Origin of the sequence: Streptomyces sp. SirexAA-E (assembly GCF_000177195.2) — a bacterium.
GTDB lineage: Bacteria > Actinomycetota > Actinomycetes > Streptomycetales > Streptomycetaceae > Streptomyces > Streptomyces flavovirens.
Genome location: NC_015953.1, coordinates 517,264 through 534,686 on the forward strand (window position 1 = coordinate 517,264; position 17,423 = coordinate 534,686).

Consider the following 17,423-nt stretch of genomic DNA (forward strand, 5'->3'; position numbering starts at 1 on the left):
GCGGGGCGGCACCGGGCCGGGTTCAGCCGTTGTACTGGGCGAAGACCCGGGTGAAGTCCCACGGCTGCTGGGAGACGCCCGAGCAGGTGTCGGCGCCGCCGCCGGTGCAGGGCCGGTCCCGGTTGACCGACCAGAAAGTCAGCCGGGCGAGGTGGCGCTGCTGGGCGTAGCCGAGGATGGTACGGAAGTCGGCCACGGTCACCGTCTCGTTGTTGTCGGTGATGCCGTTCATCGAGGAGATGCCGGTGTGCCGGTAGGCCTGGTCGTCCGAGTAGCCGTAGGCGTTCTTGACCGCGGTCTTGAGGCCCTCGGCGGCGCGGACGGTGAGCTGACCCATGTTCTGGCCGACGCCACCGAAGTTGAACGGCATGATGGTCCAGCTGTCGACGGTGAGCCCGGAGGCCGCCGCCCTGCCGATCAGGCTGGAGTCGGGGCCGTTCTGGCCGGTGCCGAAGGTGACGTACACCTTGATCCCGGGATTGGCGGCCTTGACGGTCTTCAGCGCGTCGACCGTGCGCTGCTGGACGGTGGGGCTGTCGTACGCCGCGGCCTCGATGTCGATGTCGATGGCCTTGAGCCCGTAGGCGTTGATGACCTTCTGGTAGGCGGCGGCCAGCTCACCCGCGCTGGAGCAGGAGCTCTCCAGCTTGTTGCCGCTCCAGCCTCCGAAGGAGGGGATGACGTCGCCGCCGGCCGACCGTACGGTGTTGATCGTCTGCTGGTCCACGCCTCCGGTCAGCGGCCGGCCGCCGTCCCACTGCGGGTTGCAGTAGCCGTTGCTGAGGACGAAGGCGAGCGTGAACCACTTGACGCCCGTCGCGTTCATGACGGTGGTGGGGCTGGGCGGGCTGCCCCAGCCGTTGTAGAGGTACGGGGCCACGGCCATGGCGCCCGGTCCCGGGGGTGTGGTGCCGCCGCCGCTCGGCGCGGTCCACTTCTGGTTGGCGGCACCGGTGCAGGTCCAGATCTGGAGCCGCGCACCGTTGACCGCGTTCCCGCCCGTCACGTCCAGGCACTTGTCGGCCTGCGGATTCACGATGTCCCGGGCCGCCGGCGTCGCCCACTGCTGCGCCGCCGAACCGTTGCAGTCCCACAACTGCACCTGCGTCCCGTTCGCCGTACCACCCGACGCCACATCAAGGCACTTGCCCAGCGCCCGGATCGTCCCGTCACCACCGACCGTCCACTGCTGCGCGGCCGTACCGTTGCAGTCGTACAACTGCACCGCCGTACCGTTCGCCGTACCACCCGCCGCGACATCCACACACTTGCCGCCCAGACCGCTGATGGGTCCCCCGCCGCCGCCCGGCTGTCCGCCGTCGGAGCTGACGCGGACGTAGTCGACGACGAGTTGCTGGGGCAGGGGCGTGCTGCCGTCGGGGTCGCCGGGCCAGTAGCCGCCGACCGCGAGGTTGAGTATCACGAAGAACGGCTTGTTGAAGACCCACTGCCGTCCGCCGAGGTCGGCGGGGGTGCGCCGTTGGTAGACGGTGCCGTCGACGGACCAGGTGATCGCGTTCGGGCTCCAGTCCACGGCGAAGGTGTGGAAAGCGTCGGCGAACGCCTGCCCGCCGGGCAGGCTGTACCCGGCGCCTATGCCGTCACTGCCGGAGTAGCCGGGGCCGTGCAGGGTGCCGTGTACGGTACCGGGCTCGAAGCCGACGTTCTCCATGATGTCGATCTCGCCGGAGTTGGGCCATCCGACCTGGCCGATGTCGTTGCCGAGCATCCAGAACGCGGGCCAGATGCCCTGCCCGCGCGGGATCTTCATCCGGGCCTCGACACGGCCGTAGGTGGTGGTGAACTTCCCGGCCGTGTTCAGCCGTGCGGAGGTGTACTCGCACCGGCCGTACCAGCACTGGTAGTTGCCGGGGTTCTCCTTGCGCGCGGTGATGACCAGGTGGCCCTGGCCGTCGAGGGCGGCGTTGCGGTTGCCGGCGGTGTAGTACTGCCGCTCGTGGTTGTTGACGTTGTCGCCGGTCTCGATCTGCCACTTGCCGCCGTCGACGGCGGCACCGGCGGGGCCGTCGAACTCGTCGGAGAAGGTGACGGCGGCCGCGGCGGCGGTCCGCGCGGGGGCCTCGGCCGCGGGTGCGGGCGCGCCCTGCGCCAACCCGGTGGTCAGCGATGTGAGCGCGAGCACCGAGGCGAGGGAGAGAAGCAGGCGTCTGGAGCGTCTGGACAGACGTGGGGAGTCCATGGTTGCCCTTCATAGACATGACAACGAAGCCTGGCATGGCATGCGCATGACAGGCACGGGCGGACAGGGCGGCGCGGAGATCTCGCCGAGCGGAACGGACGAGTGACGACTCACCCTGCGGGGGGCTTAGTTCACTACGCGATTTAAGAAGTGAACGATAACCCTGTCAAGAGCTTGGTATGGACCACATACATGAACGCGGTCCGGTCCCCTGGGCCGCTGCCCCGTACAGCCCGTGGCGGCCCGGACCGGCACCCCGCCGTTCGAGGGGGTTTCCCGGCCCGGGCGCGAGCGGGCAGCGCCGGTCAGGCCCCGCCGGTCGGCTCGAACCAGGTGGGTCCGTCCGTGAGCGACTGCTTGATGCGGAACAGCGAGAACTCGCTCAGCGGGGGCAGCGCGTCGACGGCGAACCAGCCCACCTCCAGCGACTCGTCGTCGTTGACCCGCGCCTCGCCCCCGGTGGCCCGGCAGCGGAAGGTGACGTCGAGGTACTGGCACCGGTCGCCGTTGGCGTACTCCACCGGCTTCAGCGCCTGGGTGAGGACGACCCGTTCCGCCACGCAGCGCACGGCGGTCTCCTCGTACACCTCCCGCTCCGCGGTCGTCGCGGGCTGCTCGCCGGGCTCGGCGATGCCCCCGATGACCGACCAGGAGCCGGTGTCGGACCGTCGGTTGAGCAGCACCCGGCCCTGGTCGTCGAAGACGACCGCGGTGATGCCGGGGAGCAGGAGCAGCTGGTGACCGGCCGTGGCACGGATCTCGCGGATGAAGTCGGGAGTAGACATGCGTCGAGCCTACGGGGCCGCCAAAGCGTCCTCGGGCCCCGCCCCACGGCCCTTCCGGGCGCGCACCGAGCGGACCGTCACCCAGCCGATCCCGGCCACCGCGACGAGCGCGAGGAGCCCCTCGGGCAGGACCCCCAGCCGGGTCGCCGGGGTGAGCGAGGAGCGCAGCGGCACCTCGTCGACCAGGGCGTCCGGGGTGAACATGCCGCTCTTCTCCACGATCGTGCCGTCCGGACGGATCACCGCGCTGACCCCGCTGGTCACCGGGACGACGACGGACCGCCCGTGTTCCACGGCGCGGACCTGGGACATCGCGAGCTGCTGGTAGGTCATCTCGCTGCGCCCGAAGGTGGCGTTGTTGCTCGGTACGGCGATCAGCTGCCCGCCGTGCTTCACGGTGTCGCGCACGGCGTCGTCGAACGCGGCCTCGTAGCAGGTCACGAACCCCACCTTCGTCCCCGCCAGGTCGAAGACCCCGACCTTGTCGCCGGGGCCGAACTCCCGCTGGACCCGGTCGACGTCCTTGCTGAAGATCCGTACGAACGACCGCATGGGCATGTACTCGCCGAACGGCTGGATGTGCCGCTTGTCGTAGGTGGCGCCGGGGCCGCTCACCGGGTCCCACTGGATCAGCGTGTTGCGGAGCGCCCCCGTGTCCGGGGTCAGGACGGCGCCGACGACGGTGGGGGCACCGATCGTCTTCACCGCCTGGTCGATGACGTCACGGGCGTCGGCGTTGCGGAACGGGTCGAGGTCGGAGGAGTTCTCCGGCCACAGCACGAAGTCCGGCTGCGGCACCTTGCCCGCCTTCACGTCCCGGGCGAGCTCTTCCGTACGGGCGGCGTGGTTGTCCAGGACCGCCCGGCGCTGGGAGTTGAAGTCGAGTCCCAGGCGCGGCACGTTGCCCTGGATCGCGGCGACGGTCGCCGTGCCGTCCTCGGCCGAGTCGTCGACGAGCGGCAGGGCGGCGAACGCGGCGAGGGCGGGTACGGCGACGGTGGCGGCGGCCGCGACCGCGGCGGCCCGGGGCACCCCCGCGGCGGCGCGGTGGCGGCGGACCTGACGTACGGCCTCCAGGAGCCCGAACCCGCACAGCACCACCGCGAAGGAGAGCAGCGGGGTACCGCCCAGCGCGGCGAGCGGCAGGAACACGCCGTCGGCCTGGCCGAAGGCGATCCTGCCCCAGGGAAAGCCGCCGAACGGCACCCGGGCCCGCACCGCCTCGTCCAGGGTCCATACGGCCGCCGCCCAGACGGGCCAGTACGCCAGCCGGGAGACGGCCGCGATCCCCATGCAGCCCACGGCGACGAACAGCGCTTCGGCGAGCGCGAGCGCGAGCCACGGGACGGGCCCGACGTCCTCGCCCGTCCAGTGCAGGAGCGGAAGCATGAAGCCGAGACCGGCGAGGAGACCGAGCCCCAGCGCGGCCCGCATCCTGCGCGCGGACAGGACCCAGCCCAGCAGCGCGAAACCGGGCAGCACCAGCCACCACAGGGGCCGGGGCGGGAAGCTCAGGTACAGCAGCACGCCGGAGAGGACGGCCGCGGCCGGCCGGACGAACCGCGTCCGGTGCCTCGTGCCGCGGGCGGCGGGGGCGGGCGGCGGTTCGGCGGTGGTGATGGTGGCGCTCACCCGCCGGAGTCTACGGTGCCCGCCTGTGCGGACGGCGCGACGGTCAGGACCCGGCGGACTTCCCGGCGGACTTGCCGGTTCCCGTCCCCAGGTGCAGCCGGTCGCGGATGAACCGTACGGCCGCCTCCGCGTCGTCGACGGTGACGGTGAACGTCCGGCCGTCGCCGAGGGAGAGCACCAGTCCCTCGCCCCGGCGCACGACCACGGCGGTGCCCTTCTCGGGGCGCCAGCGGTAGCCCCAGCCGCCCCACTGGCGCGGGGTGACCCGGGGGGCGAAGTGCGCGCCGACCACATGGGTGAGCAGGATCCGGCGCCGGGGCAGCCCGATGTGGCCGCAGCGCACCTCCAGGGCGTCGCCGTCGACCGTGACCGCCACATGCACGAAGGCGAGGGTCCCGAAGAGGATCAGCAGTCCGGCGGCCAGGCAGCCGACGACCGCCATCAGCAGCGGGGCGAAGCCGGAGGTCCAGGCCGAGTCGACGGCGAGCTTGACGCCGAGCGCCATGCACCCGGCGCCCGCGACCGCGAGCAGCCACTGGAAGCGGTTGGTGGCCCGACCCGTCCAGACCACGACCGGGGTCTGGTTCGAACCGTGCCGCGTGTTGCCGGGGTGGTCCGTCATGCGAAGCAGCGTACCCAGGTTCCGCCCTGCGGGTACCGGCACCGGCGGCCCGCATGGGCGGCGCGCGGGTCAGAGCGCGGGGCTCACGGGGCGCAGAAGCCGGCTCTCCGTGTAGGCCAGAGCGGGTACGGGCAGGTCGGCGGGGTGCCCGCCGAGGAGGACGGTGAGCGTGCCGGACGGTTCGGCCGACGGAGCGGGTACGGCACCGACGCGGCGCAGCGCCTGGGCGGCGACCGCGTCCGCGGAGCCGTGGAACGTGGCGTCCGGGTGGCCGGGGTGCCGCACGGCGGCGCGGATACGTTCCGCCACGAGCTCGTAGTGGGTGCAGCCCAGCACGACGCCCGCCGTACCGGGCGGGGTGAGGGCTGCGGCAGCGGCCACGGCGCGGTCGATCGCCGCCTCGTCCGCGTGTTCCACGGCGTCGGCGAGCCCGGGGCAGGGCACCTCGGTCACGTCGACGTGGGAGGCGAAGTCCTCGATGAGTCCGCGCTGGTAGGGGCTGCCGGTGGTCGCCGGGGTGGCCCAGATCGCCACCGGGCCGCCGCCGGCCGCGGCCGGTTTGATCGCGGGCACGGTGCCCACGACGGGCAGTGCGGGCTCCAGTTCGTCCCGCAGCGTCGGCAGCGCGTGGACGGACGCGGTGTTGCACGCGACGATCAGCACGTCCGGCCGGTGGGCCGCTGCGGCCCGCGCCACGGCGAGCGCGCGCTCGGTCACGCCCTCGGGTGTGAGGGGGCCCCAGGGCATCGAGGCGGGGTCGGACGACAGCACCAGATCGGCGTCCGGCCGCAGCCTGCGTACCGCGGCCGCGGCCGCGAGCAGGCCGATTCCCGAATCCATGAGTGCGATCTTCACCCAGTCACCATAGTCGACCGCCCTTGCGCGATCGCCGAAGTGGTGCAGACTTCGGCGGATGAGCGCCGTTGCCTGGATCGCCGTCGTTTCGTTGTCCGCGTGGGGGTGGCTGCTGCTGGGCCAGGGGTTCTTCTGGCGGACCGACCAGCGGCTGCCCGACCGCGCCGAACCGGCTCGCTGGCCGTCGGTGGCGGTGGTCGTCCCGGCACGGAACGAGGCCGCCGTGCTGCCGGAGAGTCTGCCCTCGCTGCTCGCCCAGGACTATCCCGGGGAGGCGGAGATCGTCCTGGTCGACGACTGCAGCGACGACGGCACGGGGGAACTGGCCCGGTCGCTGTCCACGCGCTGCGGCGGGCTGCCCCTGAGTGTGGTGACGCCGGGCGAACCCGAACCCGGCTGGACGGGCAAGCTCTGGGCGCTGCGGCACGGGATCGCGCTGGCCCGGCGGCAGAAGCCCGAGTTCCTGCTGCTGACGGACGCCGACATCGCCCATGAGCCGGACAGTCTGCGCGAACTGGTCCGCGCGGCGGCCGGGCCACCGTCCGACGGCGCCGAGGACGGCGCGGGCGGCTTCGACCTCGTGTCCCAGATGGCGCGCCTGAGGGTGACGAGCACCTGGGAACGGCTGGTCGTACCGGCCTTCGTCTACTTCTTCGGCCAGCTCTACCCCTTCCGGTGGGTGAACCGGGCGCGGTCGCGGACGGCGGCGGCCGCGGGCGGCTGCGTGCTGCTGCGCGCCGACGCCGCCGAACGCGCGCGGATCCCGGAGTCCATCCGGCAGGCGGTGATCGACGACGTGACGCTGGCCGGCGCGGTGCAGCGCGGCGGGGGCCGGATCTGGCTGGGGCTCGCGGACCGGGTGGACAGCGTGCGGCCGTACCCGGGGCTGCCCGATCTGTGGCGGATGGTCTCGCGCAGCGCGTACGCGCAGCTGCGGCACAGCCCGCTGCTGCTGGCGGCCACGGTGGTGGGGCTGCTGCTGGTCTACGTCGCGCCGCCCGCCACGCTCGTCGCCGGGCTGATGGCGGGCGACTCCGCCGCCGCGTGGGCGGGCGGAGTCGCCTGGGTGGTGATGGCCGGCACGTACATGCCGATGCTCGGCTACTACCGGCAGTCGCTCTGGCTGGCGCCGCTGCTGCCGTTCACCGCGGTCCTCTACCTCCTGATGACGGTGGACTCGGCGGTGCAGCACTACCGGGGCCGGGGCGCGGCCTGGAAGGGGCGTACGTACGCCCGTCCCGAGGCCGCTCCCGAGCCCTGAGGTACGCCGGGGCGGCCGGGATCACTTACGGCCGGGTGTCCAGTTCATGCCCCAGCCGTAGGCGGCGTCGACGGTCCGCTGCGGGCTCACACCGCGCTCCGGTACGAGGTAGCGGGCCTCGCGCCGCACGGTGAGGCCTCCCCCGCCGTCGTCGGTGATCAGGGCGAGCGCGCAGACGGTGGAGGGCACCGTGCACTCGTCCAGGGAGAAGTCGATCGCCGCCCCGTTCTGCGGCTGGAGGGTGACGGTGGCGTGCAGATCGGCGAAGCTCCGGGCGCCCTCGTAGATGGTGACGAAGATCAGCACGCGGCGCAGCCGGTCCTTGTGGTCGAGGTTGACCGTGAGGTTCTCGCCGGTGGAGAGCGCGCCGGTGCGGTCGTCGCCGTCGAGGTGGATGTACGGCGGCTGCGCGAGGGAACCGAAGGCGTTGCCGAGTGCCTGCACGACGCCCTTGCGTCCGTCGGTGAGTTCGTAGAGCGCGCAGAGGTCGAGGTCGAGGTCGGCGTGCGTGGCGACGGCCCTGCCGAGTTTCGCTCCCCAGCCCTTGAACTGCTTGCGCGTTTCCCAGTTGAGGTTGACGCGCAGCGCTCCGGAGGTACCTCCCTGCTTCGTCAACGAGACGGAAGGGGCCTCCTTCGTCAGAGTGACCTTGGTCAGCCGCACCGGCTGCGGTGCCGGGGGCGGCGAGGACGCGGGGGCCGCCGACGGCCGGGGAGGCGGGGACGCCTGCGGCGCGTACGGGGCCTGCTGCGGGGCGGCGGGCGGCGTCGCCGGCTGCTGCCGGGGTTCGTCGACGGAGATGCCGAAGTCCGTCGCCAGGCCGCCGAGTCCGGTGTCGTACCCCTGTCCCACCGCCCGGAACTTCCAGGCTCCCTGACGCAGATACAGCTCACCCAGGATGAAGGCGGTCTCGACCGTCGCGTCCGCGCTCTCGAAGCGTGCGAGCTCCGCGCCGGTCGACTGGTCCACGACCCGTACGTACAGGCCGGCCACCCGGCCGAAGGTGCCGCCGTCCGCCGAGGCCGCGACGACGACCCGTTCGACGGCCGGCTCCATGCGGCCGAAGTCGACCGTGAGCGTGTCCGTCACGGTGCCGCCCGTGGTCCTCTTGCCCTCGTGGCGTACCGCGCCGGACGCGTGGGCCGGCTGGTTGTAGAACACGAAGTCCGCGTCGCCGCGCACCTTCCCCGACACGAGGAGGAGCGCCGAGGCATCCACATCCGGCGCCCCGGGCGCGGCGCGCCAGCCCAGTTCGACCCGCACGGCCCGGGCCGGCACCGCGACATTGGTTCCCTTTTGCATGGTCATGCTCGCCCCCAACACGAGTCCGGCTGCCCGGAGAGTTTCCGGCCAACCTAATCCCCGGGGTGCCGCCACGCCCACACCGCGACGGAGGGACGCGGTCGGGACGGGCGCCGCCCCGGTGAGCGGCTATCGGTCGCCACGCAGATAACGAGTGACCATGTCCACCAGTTCGTTCTCGAACGTCTCGACCGGAATGTTCCGCGGGTCGGCCATGAGCTTGTGCGTGTTCATCTCCACGGTGAACACGATCAGTTCGGCCGCCGTGTCGAGGTCGCGCACCTGGACGTCCGCGTGCCGGTCGAGGAGATCGCGCACCTGACCGACGCGGGCCTTCCCGTGCCGTTCGATCGTGGCGAGCAGTTCCTTCGAGAGCGGCGCCTCCTCGATCATGATCCGCAGCAGCTGCGGGTCGTCGCGGTGGTTGTGGACCGCGTCGCGGACCAGTGCCCGTACCGCCGCCTCCAGGCTTCCGGGGGACAGATCCAGCTGGTCGGCCCGCGTCCACCTGCCGCGGTCGATGTGCCGCACCAGCAACTCGGCGAGGATCGCGTCCTTGTTGGGGAAGTACTGGTACAGCGAGCCGATGGAGATGCGGGCGTGTTCGGCGATGCGGTTGGTGGTGCCGGCGGCGTAGCCGTACTCGGCGAAAACGTGAGCAGCGGCGGTCAGGATGCGCTCGCGGGTGAGCTCGGCGCGGACCTGACGGGGCTTGCGACGTGGCTGGAGGCGGTGGTCGGCCGACGGCATCCGGGGTTCTCCTCGGGGCGTGGAAAGCGAGTAGCCAGAGAGCTGAGCTATTGCTCACAATAGTGCCATGACCTGCACAGACAAGAGCATGCTCGATGTGGGTGACACGTCGTGATCCCCAAGGTGTACCGGCCCGAGACACGCACGATGATCACGCTGGAGGTGCGCCGGCGCGCGTTCCTCACACCAGGATTCGCGAGCGTCACCCTCGGCGGCCCGGCCGTACGGAACCTGGACGTGGTCGGCGACGACCAGGCGGTCCGCCTGTTCTTCCCGCGTGAGGGCCAGAGCGCGCTGCGGATGCCGACCGCCTCGAACGAGGCGTGGATGGCCCAGCTGTTGCTGCTGCCCAAGGCGGTCCGCCCGTGGGTCCGCAATCTGACCGTCCGGCGTGCGCGGCCCGCCGACGACGAGGTCGACATCGAGTTCGCCCTGCACGGTGACTCCCCCATGTCGTCCTGGGTGCGCCGGGCCGAGCCGGGCGACCCGGCGGGGATCTTCGACATCGGCACCACGTACCGGCTGCCGGAGTACGCGGAGGGCCGGTTGCTGGTCGGCGACGAGACCGCGCTGCCCGCCATCCTGTCGATCCTGGAGAGCACACCGCGCTCGCTCGCCACGGTGGTCCATCTGGAGGTGGCGGCCGCGGCCGACGTCCGGTCCCTCGACGTGCTCGCCGGTGTCCACGTCCACTGGTCCAGTCGCGACGACAGCGGCCTGCCGCCCGGCGCCTCGGTGCTGGAATCGGTGCGCCGCGCGCCGCTGCCGCCCGGCCGCTTCTACACGTGGGTCGCGGGCGAGTCCCGGCTGGCCACGTCGGTGCGGCGGCATCTGGTCAACGACCGCGGCGTGTCCAAGCGGGACATCTCGTTCATCGGTTACTGGCGTCTGGGCCGGTCGACCCCCGGCTGAGAGGAACACTCGTGCAGCACGCACACGCGCACCGGCTGACGACGGTGGACGAGGTCGAGACGGCTGTCGGCCGTCCCGCGCCGATGGTCATGCGCAAGCAGATCGGCGCCCTCGACGAGGGGTGCCGGACCGTTCTCGCCCGGTGCCCGATCGCGGCCTTCGGCTACCGGGATGCCGACGGGACCAGCAGGACGGTCTTCGTCGGGGGCGCGGCGGGGTTCGCACACGTCCACTCGCCCACACGGATCTCGTTCCCCCTACCCGGGCCCGGCGCCCCGCGCGGTCCGGTCTCGCTCTTCTTCCTCCTGCCGGGCGTCGGGGAGATCCTGCGGGTCAACGGTTCGGTGGCCGCGCGGAAGGGGGCGGAGACGGTCGTGGACATCGCCGAGGCGTACGTCCACTGCGCGCAGGCCGTCCTCCGGTCCCGCCTCTGGCAGCCGCCCGCCCCGGCCGGCCCGGCCGCCGGGATCAAGGGTGACGGGCCGTTGGGCCGGCCCGGTGTCGCCGAGTTCCTGGCCGCGGCACCGTTCCTCGCCCTGTCCACGTGGGACGCGTCCGGAGGGAGCGACACGAGTCCGCGCGGGGACCGGCGGGCGGCTGCGCGGATCCTGGACAGCCGCACGCTCCTCATCCCGGACCGGAGGGGCAACAAGCGCGCCGACACCCTCCGCAACCTGCTCCAGGACGACCGGCTCTCGTTCGCCGCGCTCGTGCCGGGGCGCAGCGGCGTGCTGCACGTCCACGGCCGGGGCGCGATCACCGACGACCCCGCGCTGCTGGAGACCATGGCGCTGCGCGGTGTGCCCCCGCACCTGGGGCTGCTCGTCGACGTCGAGCACGCCGAGGTGACCGGCAGCGACGCCGTGGCGCGCTCGCGGCTGTGGAGCCCCGGCGCACACCTGGAGAGCGGTGCGGTACCGGACCTGATGGCGCTCGCGGGCCGACACCTCGCCGCCAACGCGGTCGAGGGCGGCGGCGGTTCGCCCGCGTTCCTGCTGAGGGCCCTCGGGGCTCTGCCCGGGATGCCCCGGCTGTTGCGGCTGGTGATGAACCGCGCCTACCGGTCCGGGCTGCGGAAGGAGGGGTACGAGGACGTGGAGCCCGGCACGGGCCTACGCCTGGCCGGTGCGGGCGGGGCCGGGAGTCCCCTGGGGGAGGTGCGCGTGGCCGAGGTACGCAGGGAGACACCGAGCGCCGTCACCCTGGTGCTGGAGGACGCCGACGAGAAGCCGGGGCCGTTCGACTTCCGGCCCGGCCAGTTCTTCACGCTCGTGGCCGACATCGACGGGCGCCCGGTGCGACGGGCCTACTCGGCTTCGTCGGCACCCGGCTCGTCCCGGCTCGAGGTGACGGTCAAGCACATCGAGGGCGGCCGCTTCTCCACCCATGTTCACCGGGATCTCCGCGCCGGGGACCGCATCGCGCTGAGGGGCCCGTCGGGATCCTTCCACGCCGGGCCGAGCCTCGGGGACGACGTCGTCCTCGTCGCGGCGGGCAGCGGCGTGACGCCGATGATGAGCATGATCCGTACGCGGCTCGCCACCCGGCCGGACCGTGGCCGGATCGCGCTGCTCTACAGCAGCCGCAGCGAGGAGGAGGTCATCTTCGCCGACGAGCTGACCCGGCTGGAGAAGGAACACCCCGGACGGCTGTCGGTCACCCACGTACTGACCCGCCGGGACGGGCGGCTCGACGCGGACGGCGTGCGCCGCTGGATCACCGGCCTGTCCGCGGCCCGGGACGCGCACTACTACGTCTGCGGCCCCGGACCGCTGACGGACACCGTCCGGGACGTCCTGGGACGGCTCCGGGTCCCGGACGAGCGGGTGCACCACGAGCGCTACAGCGGCGGAGCGGACACCGGGACCGCGGTCACGGAGCCGCAGGAGATGACCGTCGAGGAGGACGGGCGCCTCGTCGGCACGGTGGTGGTCGAGCCCGGCCTGACGCTCCTCGACGCCGGACTCGCCGCGGGCATCGCGATGCCGCACTCCTGCACGGTGGGGAACTGCGGCGACTGCGTGGTGCGGCTCCGCGGCGGTGAGGTCACGCAGAACGAGCCGAACTGCCTCACGCCACGGCAGAAGGCCGACGGCTACGTCCTGACGTGCGTCGGCCGTCCCCTGTCCGGGGTCATCCTCGACATCACGGACCCGTGACCGCCGGCCGACGCGTCAGGGGACCCGCACCCAGTCCAGGGTGCGTTCCACGGCCTTCTGCCAGCCCGCGTAGCCTTCCGCGCGCCGCTCCTCGGACCACTGGGGCTGCCACCGCTTCGACTCGTCCCACTGGGTGCGCAGTTCGTCGGTGTCCCGCCAGAACCCGACGGCCAGCCCCGCCGCGTAGGCGGCGCCCAGGGCGGTCGTCTCGGCGACGACGGGGCGGCTGACGGGTACGCCGAGGATGTCGGCCTGGATCTGCATGCAGAGGTCGTTGGCGGTGACACCGCCGTCGACCTTGAGCACGTCGAGGTGGACGCCGGAGTCCCGCTCCATGGCCTCGACGACGTCGCGGCTCTGGTAGCAGATGGACTCCAGCGTCGCCCTCGCCAGGTGGGCGTTGTCGTTGTACCTCGCCAGCCCGACGATGGCCCCCCGGGCGTCGGAGCGCCAGTACGGGGCGAACAGGCCCGAGAACGCGGGGACGAAGTACACGCCGCCGTTGTCCTCGACGGTACGGGCGAGTTCCTCGCTCTCGGGAGCGGACTTGATGATCTTCATCTGGTCGCGCAGCCACTGTACGGCGGACCCGGTCACGGCGATGGAGCCCTCCAGCGCGTACACCACCGGGCTGTCACCGAACTTGTACGCCACGGTGGTGAGCAGGCCGTGCTGGGAGCGGACCAGTTCCGTACCGGTGTTCAGCACCAGGAAGTTGCCGGTGCCGTAGGTGTTCTTCGCCTCGCCGGGCGCGAAGCAGACCTGGCCGACGGTGGCCGCGTGCTGGTCGCCGAGGACCCCGGTGATGGGGACGGCGCCGCGCAGCGGCCGGGAGGTGCGGGTCACGCCGAAGGCTTCGGGGTCCGACGAGGGGTTGATCGTGGGAAGCATCGCCCGGGGGATGCCGAAGAATCCCAGGAGTTCGTCGTCCCAGTCGAGGGTTTCCAGGTCCATCAGCATGGTCCGGCTCGCGTTGGTCACGTCGGTGGCGTGGATGCCGCCGTCGGGTCCGCCGGTCAGGTTCCACAGCACCCAGGCGTCCGTGTTGCCGAAGAGGGCGTTGCCCGCCTCCGCGGCCTCCCGTACGCCGTCGACGTTCTCCAGGATCCACTGGATCTTGCCGGCGGAGAAGTAGGTGGCCGGCGGCAGCCCTGCCTTGCGGCGGATGACGTCGCCGCGTCCGGTGCGTTCGAGGTCGGCCGCGATGGCGTCGGTCCTGGTGTCCTGCCACACGATGGCGTTGTAGTAGGGCCGCCCGTTGCGCGGGTCCCAGACCACCGTGGTCTCGCGCTGGTTGGTGATGCCGATGGCCGCCAGGTCGTTCGCCGACAGGCCGCCGAACCGCAGGGCGTTCTGCATCACCGAGTTGGTGCGCTCCCAGATCTCCACCGGGTCGTGCTCCACCCAGCCGGAGCGGGGCAGGACCTGGGCGTGTTCCAGCTGGTGCTTGGCGACCTCGTTGCCGCCGTGGTCGAAGACCATGAATCGGGTGCTGGTGGTCCCTTGGTCCACCGCGCCGATGAAGTCCGCCATGATGTGCCACCTCTCCGGACGGTGCCGTCAGTCCTTGGATGCCGGGGCGCGTCCCGCCGGCTCGGGTACCGGGGTGGGCAGGAACCGGCCGACGAGCCCCTTGTACAGCCCCGCGCCGAGCAGGCCGCCGACCAGCGGGCCCACGATGGGCACCCAGAAGTAGAGATTGCCGTACTGATCGCGCCACGCCCCGTCGTACCCGGTGATGAAGCTCGCCAGCCGGGGGCCGAAGTCACGGGCCGGGTTGATCGCGTAGCCCGCGTTTGTTCCCCAGGCCATACCGATGGCGACCACGATCAGACCGGTGATGAACGGGCCCAGGTTCGCGCCCGGCGGTGTGTTGAGCATGTCGGTGACGGCCATGATCAGCAGCAGCAGGATGGCGGTGCCGATCACCTGGTCGCGGAAGGCACCCCACTCATGGACGGGCAGCGCCGGATTGCCGTTGGCCGGGAGTGTGGAGAACACCGTCTGCGTCTTGACGGTGTGCCCGGGGTCGGCCTTCGCCAGCGCCTCGCTGTAGTTCCAGCGGACCAGCAGCGCGGCCACGAACGCGCCGGCCGTCTGGGCCAGTGCGTAGGGCGCCACCTTGCTCCACGCGAATCCCCTGAACGCGGCGAGCGCGAGGGTCACCGCGGGATTGAGGTGGGCACCGCTCAGCCGGGCCGCCACGTAGACACCCAGGGTGACACCGAGCCCCCAGGCCCAGGCGATGCTGTCGTGGTCCCCGAGCCCGCCGGGCGGGTCCGTCAACGCCCCGCCCGCGGCCACCTGGGCCACCACGCCGCATCCGAAGAGGATGAGGATCATCGTGCCCGCGAACTCGGCCGACAACTCGCCGATCAGTCCGGATCTCATGCGTCGCTCAGCCATGGGAGCTCGCCCTCCGCCGGCTGAACCGGCCCTCGATTACCCGAGCAATGTCAGTAGGCTAAGACCCCGGAACAAAGTGCGCATATCAGGATGAAGCCGGACCGGGGCCCCTCCGGCGACGACGTGGCCCGACCGGGCTCCGCCATCACCTCGGCTGGTCCCCCGCGATGGCGGTGACCGGTCGGAGTCGTTCCCGGGCGTGATGAAGAGCCCGGCGTGGGTACCTCCGAAGAGTCCCGGCACGTGACGGCGGCGGGTACGCGTACGTGACTTTCCGGCCACACGCCACCGCGCAGGCCGGTCGACCGCGGCCGGTCCGCGACCCCGGTCCGGGAAGCCCGCGGTGAAGACCGCGAAGCGGCCCCGTCGCGCCCGGGAACGTTATCCGGGTGCCCGGTCGTTCATCGGCCCGCACGAAAGGACCGGGAAATCCGATCTCGATCTCCGGCCGGACACGGGAGTGAAGGCGGAACAGGTCGTACACAATGTCCTTCACCGATCCGCGCCGTCACGACGGGAGTTCCTTCCGTAAGGGCACGGCCGTTAGCGAGGTCGACTTGCCGGGACCGTAGCGGTGATCCGTGGCACCAGGGGCGGAAGAACTGCGCGGGCTCGGGCGCCGCCCTTTCCGTTTCAGGTTCTTCACCGTCCGCTCGCGGGCTCCGCCGTCCGGTCGCGAGGTGCGCCGACCGGAAAGGGCAGCCGCCGCAGCCTGCGGCATCACGGGGGCGTCGCCCTTTGTAGCCAGGCGAACACTTCTCGTCAACCACGGTCGTCCCGCGCGGAAAAGCCTTCGTTGCAGACGGAAGCTTTAACGATGTTTTGGCAGGCCAGGCGCGCAGAACCAGCGTAAAACGGATAACCCCGAGGCTGGGACTCCCCAATCAGCACATCGTGGGCTTAACTTATGTCTCATGACCTCCCCCCGCTCCACCTACGGCGGCGGTTACTACGCCGCGCCGTCGTTCCCCGACACCCCGATCTACGACTCCCTGGTCGCGGAGCGGGGTACCCCTCAGATCGCACCGATCCGAGTTCCCGCCGCCTACGACACCGGCAACAGCTATCTGCCGGCGCTGCCTTCGGCACTTCCGGCCCTGCCGGCGGCCCCGTCCCAGCAGCACACCGGGTCCTACGGCTATCCGCAGCAGACGGGGCAGCCGCAGTACCAGAACGCGGGGGCGCAGCAGGCGCCGATGATGCAGCCCGCACAGCTGCACCCGGCGCCGACGCCCTACATCCCGCAGCAGCCTTCCGCGCCCCGCGGCTATCAGCAGCAGCCGCCGCCCCAGCAGCAACAGCCGCGTCCGGGCACGGGTTACGAGGCGATGCGTCCGGCTTCGCCGCGGCCCGCTCCGGCGCAGCCGCAGCCGCAGCAGCAGTCGCCGTACGAGGACCCGTACAACCGGCCGTATCAGAGCCGGGGGTACTGAGTCGGCGGGCGCGGCGGACGTCGGCCCCGCCTGGGGGCCTGGTGCGCCACGTCTGTCCGCGTGAGCGGTGCCGCCGGGCCGTGATCCGGCGGCGGCCGTCCGCACGGCGCGCGTGCGCGCCGGACTCCGCCCGTCCGCCGGGACGGTGGAGGACGCCGCCGTGCCGTGGCGGAGGAACGCGCGGAGCGCATCGCGACCGGGGAGGTCGCTGTCCGCGTGGCGATGCCGGGCGGAACGGTGCCCGCCTCCGCCGTCGGCCGGGAACTCGCGGGACCACTCGGTTCGTTGGTAGCGCGTGGCCGCTCCCGTCGCCACTGCCGCGCCTGTCCGGTGGCGGAGGGGACGGGGTGCGGAGTGCTGTGGACGCGCGGGCGCGGACGAGGGGGTGCGTGACGGTGCGGGCGATCCTGGGGATCCGCCGGTGGCGGCACAATCCCCTGTGCAGGCCCACCGACCGCCACGAGGCGTGGCTGGGGCTGTCCGCCCTGCTGCTGATGCTGGTGGTGGCCCCGCTGCTCGGCCGGCTGTGCGGTTCGCTCACCGGTGACGCCCTCCAGGAGGCGGTCAGGACCCAGCGCGCCCACCGCCATCTGACGACGGCCGTCGTGGTCCGCGAGGCCCCTGACAGCACGTCACCCTTCGCCCGTCCCGCAGAGGATGTCGTGACGGAGGCCACCACCCGTGTCTCGGTGGCGGCCGTCTGGACGGCGCCGGACGGCACCGCGCGTGCGGGCACGCTCTCGACGACGTCCGAGACGACCGCCCCCGGCACCCGGATCCGCCTCTGGACGGACGACCGCGGCGCTCCCGCGATGCGCCCCATGGACGCCTCGGCCGCTCGTGCCCACGCGGCGCTGGCCGGTGTCGGTGTGACGCTGCTCGCGGCCGGGCTGGTGGAGGCGGCCCGGAGACTGGCCGTACGGCTCATGATGCGACGGAGGTACCAGCTCATCGACCGGGCCTGGGCCGAAACCGGGCCCGACTGGGGCAGAACGGGTACGGGCACCTGACCCCGGGGGCGCGGTGTCCGACGGGGGGCGCCCCGGCGCGCTCACGAAGGAGACCGGGAGCCGGCCGACCCGTCAACCCGCACCCGCGACGCGCGC

The 17,423-nt window shown here is 72.2% G+C and carries 14 protein-coding genes and 1 pseudogene; 5 read left to right on the top strand and 10 right to left on the bottom strand.

Annotated features, from left to right (window positions below):
* Positions 1-22: 22 nt before the first annotated feature.
* From SACTE_RS32810 to SACTE_RS02240, 6 genes and pseudogenes are all read right to left on the bottom strand, one after another.
* Complete coding sequence (locus SACTE_RS32810) at positions 23-1,420, bottom strand: lectin (protein ID WP_050986386.1); 1,398 nt, start codon at positions 1,418-1,420, stop codon at positions 23-25.
* Positions 1,394-2,200: pseudogene (locus SACTE_RS35360) on the bottom strand (glycoside hydrolase family 16 protein); the annotation flags it as partial. The pseudogene SACTE_RS35360 and the gene SACTE_RS32810, both read right to left, overlap by 27 nt.
* A 305-nt stretch (positions 2,201-2,505) precedes the next feature.
* Complete coding sequence (locus tag SACTE_RS02225; protein WP_014044398.1) at positions 2,506-2,985, bottom strand: NUDIX domain-containing protein; 480 nt, start codon at positions 2,983-2,985, stop codon at positions 2,506-2,508.
* A 9-nt stretch (positions 2,986-2,994) separates the two neighbouring features.
* The gene (gene lnt, locus SACTE_RS02230) at positions 2,995-4,617 is read right to left on the bottom strand and encodes an apolipoprotein N-acyltransferase (protein WP_014044399.1); all 1,623 of its coding nucleotides are present in this window, start codon (positions 4,615-4,617) and stop codon (positions 2,995-2,997) included.
* Between the two features lie 43 nt (positions 4,618-4,660).
* Positions 4,661-5,239, bottom strand: coding sequence for a hypothetical protein (locus SACTE_RS02235; RefSeq protein WP_014044400.1), 579 nt, complete (start codon positions 5,237-5,239; stop codon positions 4,661-4,663).
* Between the two features lie 69 nt (positions 5,240-5,308).
* Complete coding sequence (locus SACTE_RS02240; protein WP_019992891.1) at positions 5,309-6,094, bottom strand: aspartate/glutamate racemase family protein; 786 nt, start codon at positions 6,092-6,094, stop codon at positions 5,309-5,311.
* A 58-nt stretch (positions 6,095-6,152) separates the two neighbouring features.
* Between SACTE_RS02240 and SACTE_RS02245 the strand changes: the two genes are divergently transcribed.
* Positions 6,153-7,355 (top strand): glycosyltransferase, encoded by a 1,203-nt coding sequence (locus SACTE_RS02245; RefSeq protein ID WP_014044402.1) that lies wholly within the window; start codon positions 6,153-6,155, stop codon positions 7,353-7,355.
* A 21-nt stretch (positions 7,356-7,376) separates the two neighbouring features.
* Here the strand turns inward: SACTE_RS02245 and SACTE_RS02250 are convergent, their stop codons facing one another.
* Positions 7,377-8,663: a TerD family protein gene (locus SACTE_RS02250; protein WP_106707901.1), complete on the bottom strand. Its 1,287-nt coding sequence runs from the start codon at positions 8,661-8,663 to the stop codon at positions 7,377-7,379.
* A gap of 123 nt (positions 8,664-8,786) precedes the next feature.
* On the bottom strand, positions 8,787-9,407 hold the full coding sequence (locus SACTE_RS02255) for a TetR/AcrR family transcriptional regulator (RefSeq protein WP_014044404.1): 621 nt from the start codon (positions 9,405-9,407) through the stop codon (positions 8,787-8,789).
* 111 nt (positions 9,408-9,518) lie between these two features.
* Here SACTE_RS02255 and SACTE_RS02260 point away from each other — a divergent pair, with 111 nt between their 5' ends.
* Together SACTE_RS02260 and SACTE_RS02265 are read left to right on the top strand one after the other, a co-directional pair.
* On the top strand, positions 9,519-10,319 hold the full coding sequence (locus SACTE_RS02260; RefSeq protein ID WP_014044405.1) for a siderophore-interacting protein: 801 nt from the start codon (positions 9,519-9,521) through the stop codon (positions 10,317-10,319).
* An 11-nt stretch (positions 10,320-10,330) separates the two neighbouring features.
* The gene (locus SACTE_RS02265) at positions 10,331-12,478 is read left to right on the top strand and encodes a 2Fe-2S iron-sulfur cluster-binding protein (protein ID WP_014044406.1); all 2,148 of its coding nucleotides are present in this window, start codon (positions 10,331-10,333) and stop codon (positions 12,476-12,478) included.
* 15 nt (positions 12,479-12,493) lie between these two features.
* Here the strand turns inward: SACTE_RS02265 and glpK are convergent, their stop codons facing one another.
* Entirely contained in the window at positions 12,494-14,011 is a 1,518-nt protein-coding gene (glpK, locus tag SACTE_RS02270; RefSeq protein ID WP_014044407.1) for a glycerol kinase GlpK, read from the bottom strand.
* A 27-nt stretch (positions 14,012-14,038) separates the two neighbouring features.
* Entirely contained in the window at positions 14,039-14,884 is an 846-nt protein-coding gene (locus tag SACTE_RS02275; protein WP_014044408.1) for an MIP/aquaporin family protein, read from the bottom strand.
* A gap of 914 nt (positions 14,885-15,798) precedes the next feature.
* Between SACTE_RS02275 and SACTE_RS02280 the strand changes: the two genes are divergently transcribed.
* The gene (locus SACTE_RS02280; RefSeq protein ID WP_014044409.1) at positions 15,799-16,317 is read left to right on the top strand and encodes a DUF6643 family protein; all 519 of its coding nucleotides are present in this window, start codon (positions 15,799-15,801) and stop codon (positions 16,315-16,317) included.
* Positions 16,318-16,706: 389 nt separating this feature from the next.
* Positions 16,707-17,327, top strand: coding sequence for a hypothetical protein (locus SACTE_RS02285; RefSeq protein ID WP_014044410.1), 621 nt, complete (start codon positions 16,707-16,709; stop codon positions 17,325-17,327).
* Positions 17,328-17,423 lie beyond the last annotated feature (96 nt).

What these genes read in the sequence shown, in the direction of transcription:
- SACTE_RS02250 (WP_106707901.1), bottom strand. Translation starts at nt 8,663, where the DNA reads ATGACCATGCAAAAGGGAACCAATGTCGCGGTGCCGGCCCGGGCCGTG.
- SACTE_RS02235 (WP_014044400.1), bottom strand. Translation starts at nt 5,239, where the DNA reads ATGACGGACCACCCCGGCAACACGCGGCACGGTTCGAACCAGACCCCG.
- SACTE_RS02225 (WP_014044398.1), bottom strand. Translation starts at nt 2,985, where the DNA reads ATGTCTACTCCCGACTTCATCCGCGAGATCCGTGCCACGGCCGGTCAC.
- SACTE_RS02275 (WP_014044408.1), bottom strand. Translation starts at nt 14,884, where the DNA reads ATGGCTGAGCGACGCATGAGATCCGGACTGATCGGCGAGTTGTCGGCC.
- SACTE_RS02280 (WP_014044409.1), top strand. Translation starts at nt 15,799, where the DNA reads ATGACCTCCCCCCGCTCCACCTACGGCGGCGGTTACTACGCCGCGCCG.
- glpK (WP_014044407.1), bottom strand. Translation starts at nt 14,011, where the DNA reads ATGGCGGACTTCATCGGCGCGGTGGACCAAGGGACCACCAGCACCCGA.
- SACTE_RS02255 (WP_014044404.1), bottom strand. Translation starts at nt 9,407, where the DNA reads ATGCCGTCGGCCGACCACCGCCTCCAGCCACGTCGCAAGCCCCGTCAG.
- SACTE_RS02245 (WP_014044402.1), top strand. Translation starts at nt 6,153, where the DNA reads ATGAGCGCCGTTGCCTGGATCGCCGTCGTTTCGTTGTCCGCGTGGGGG.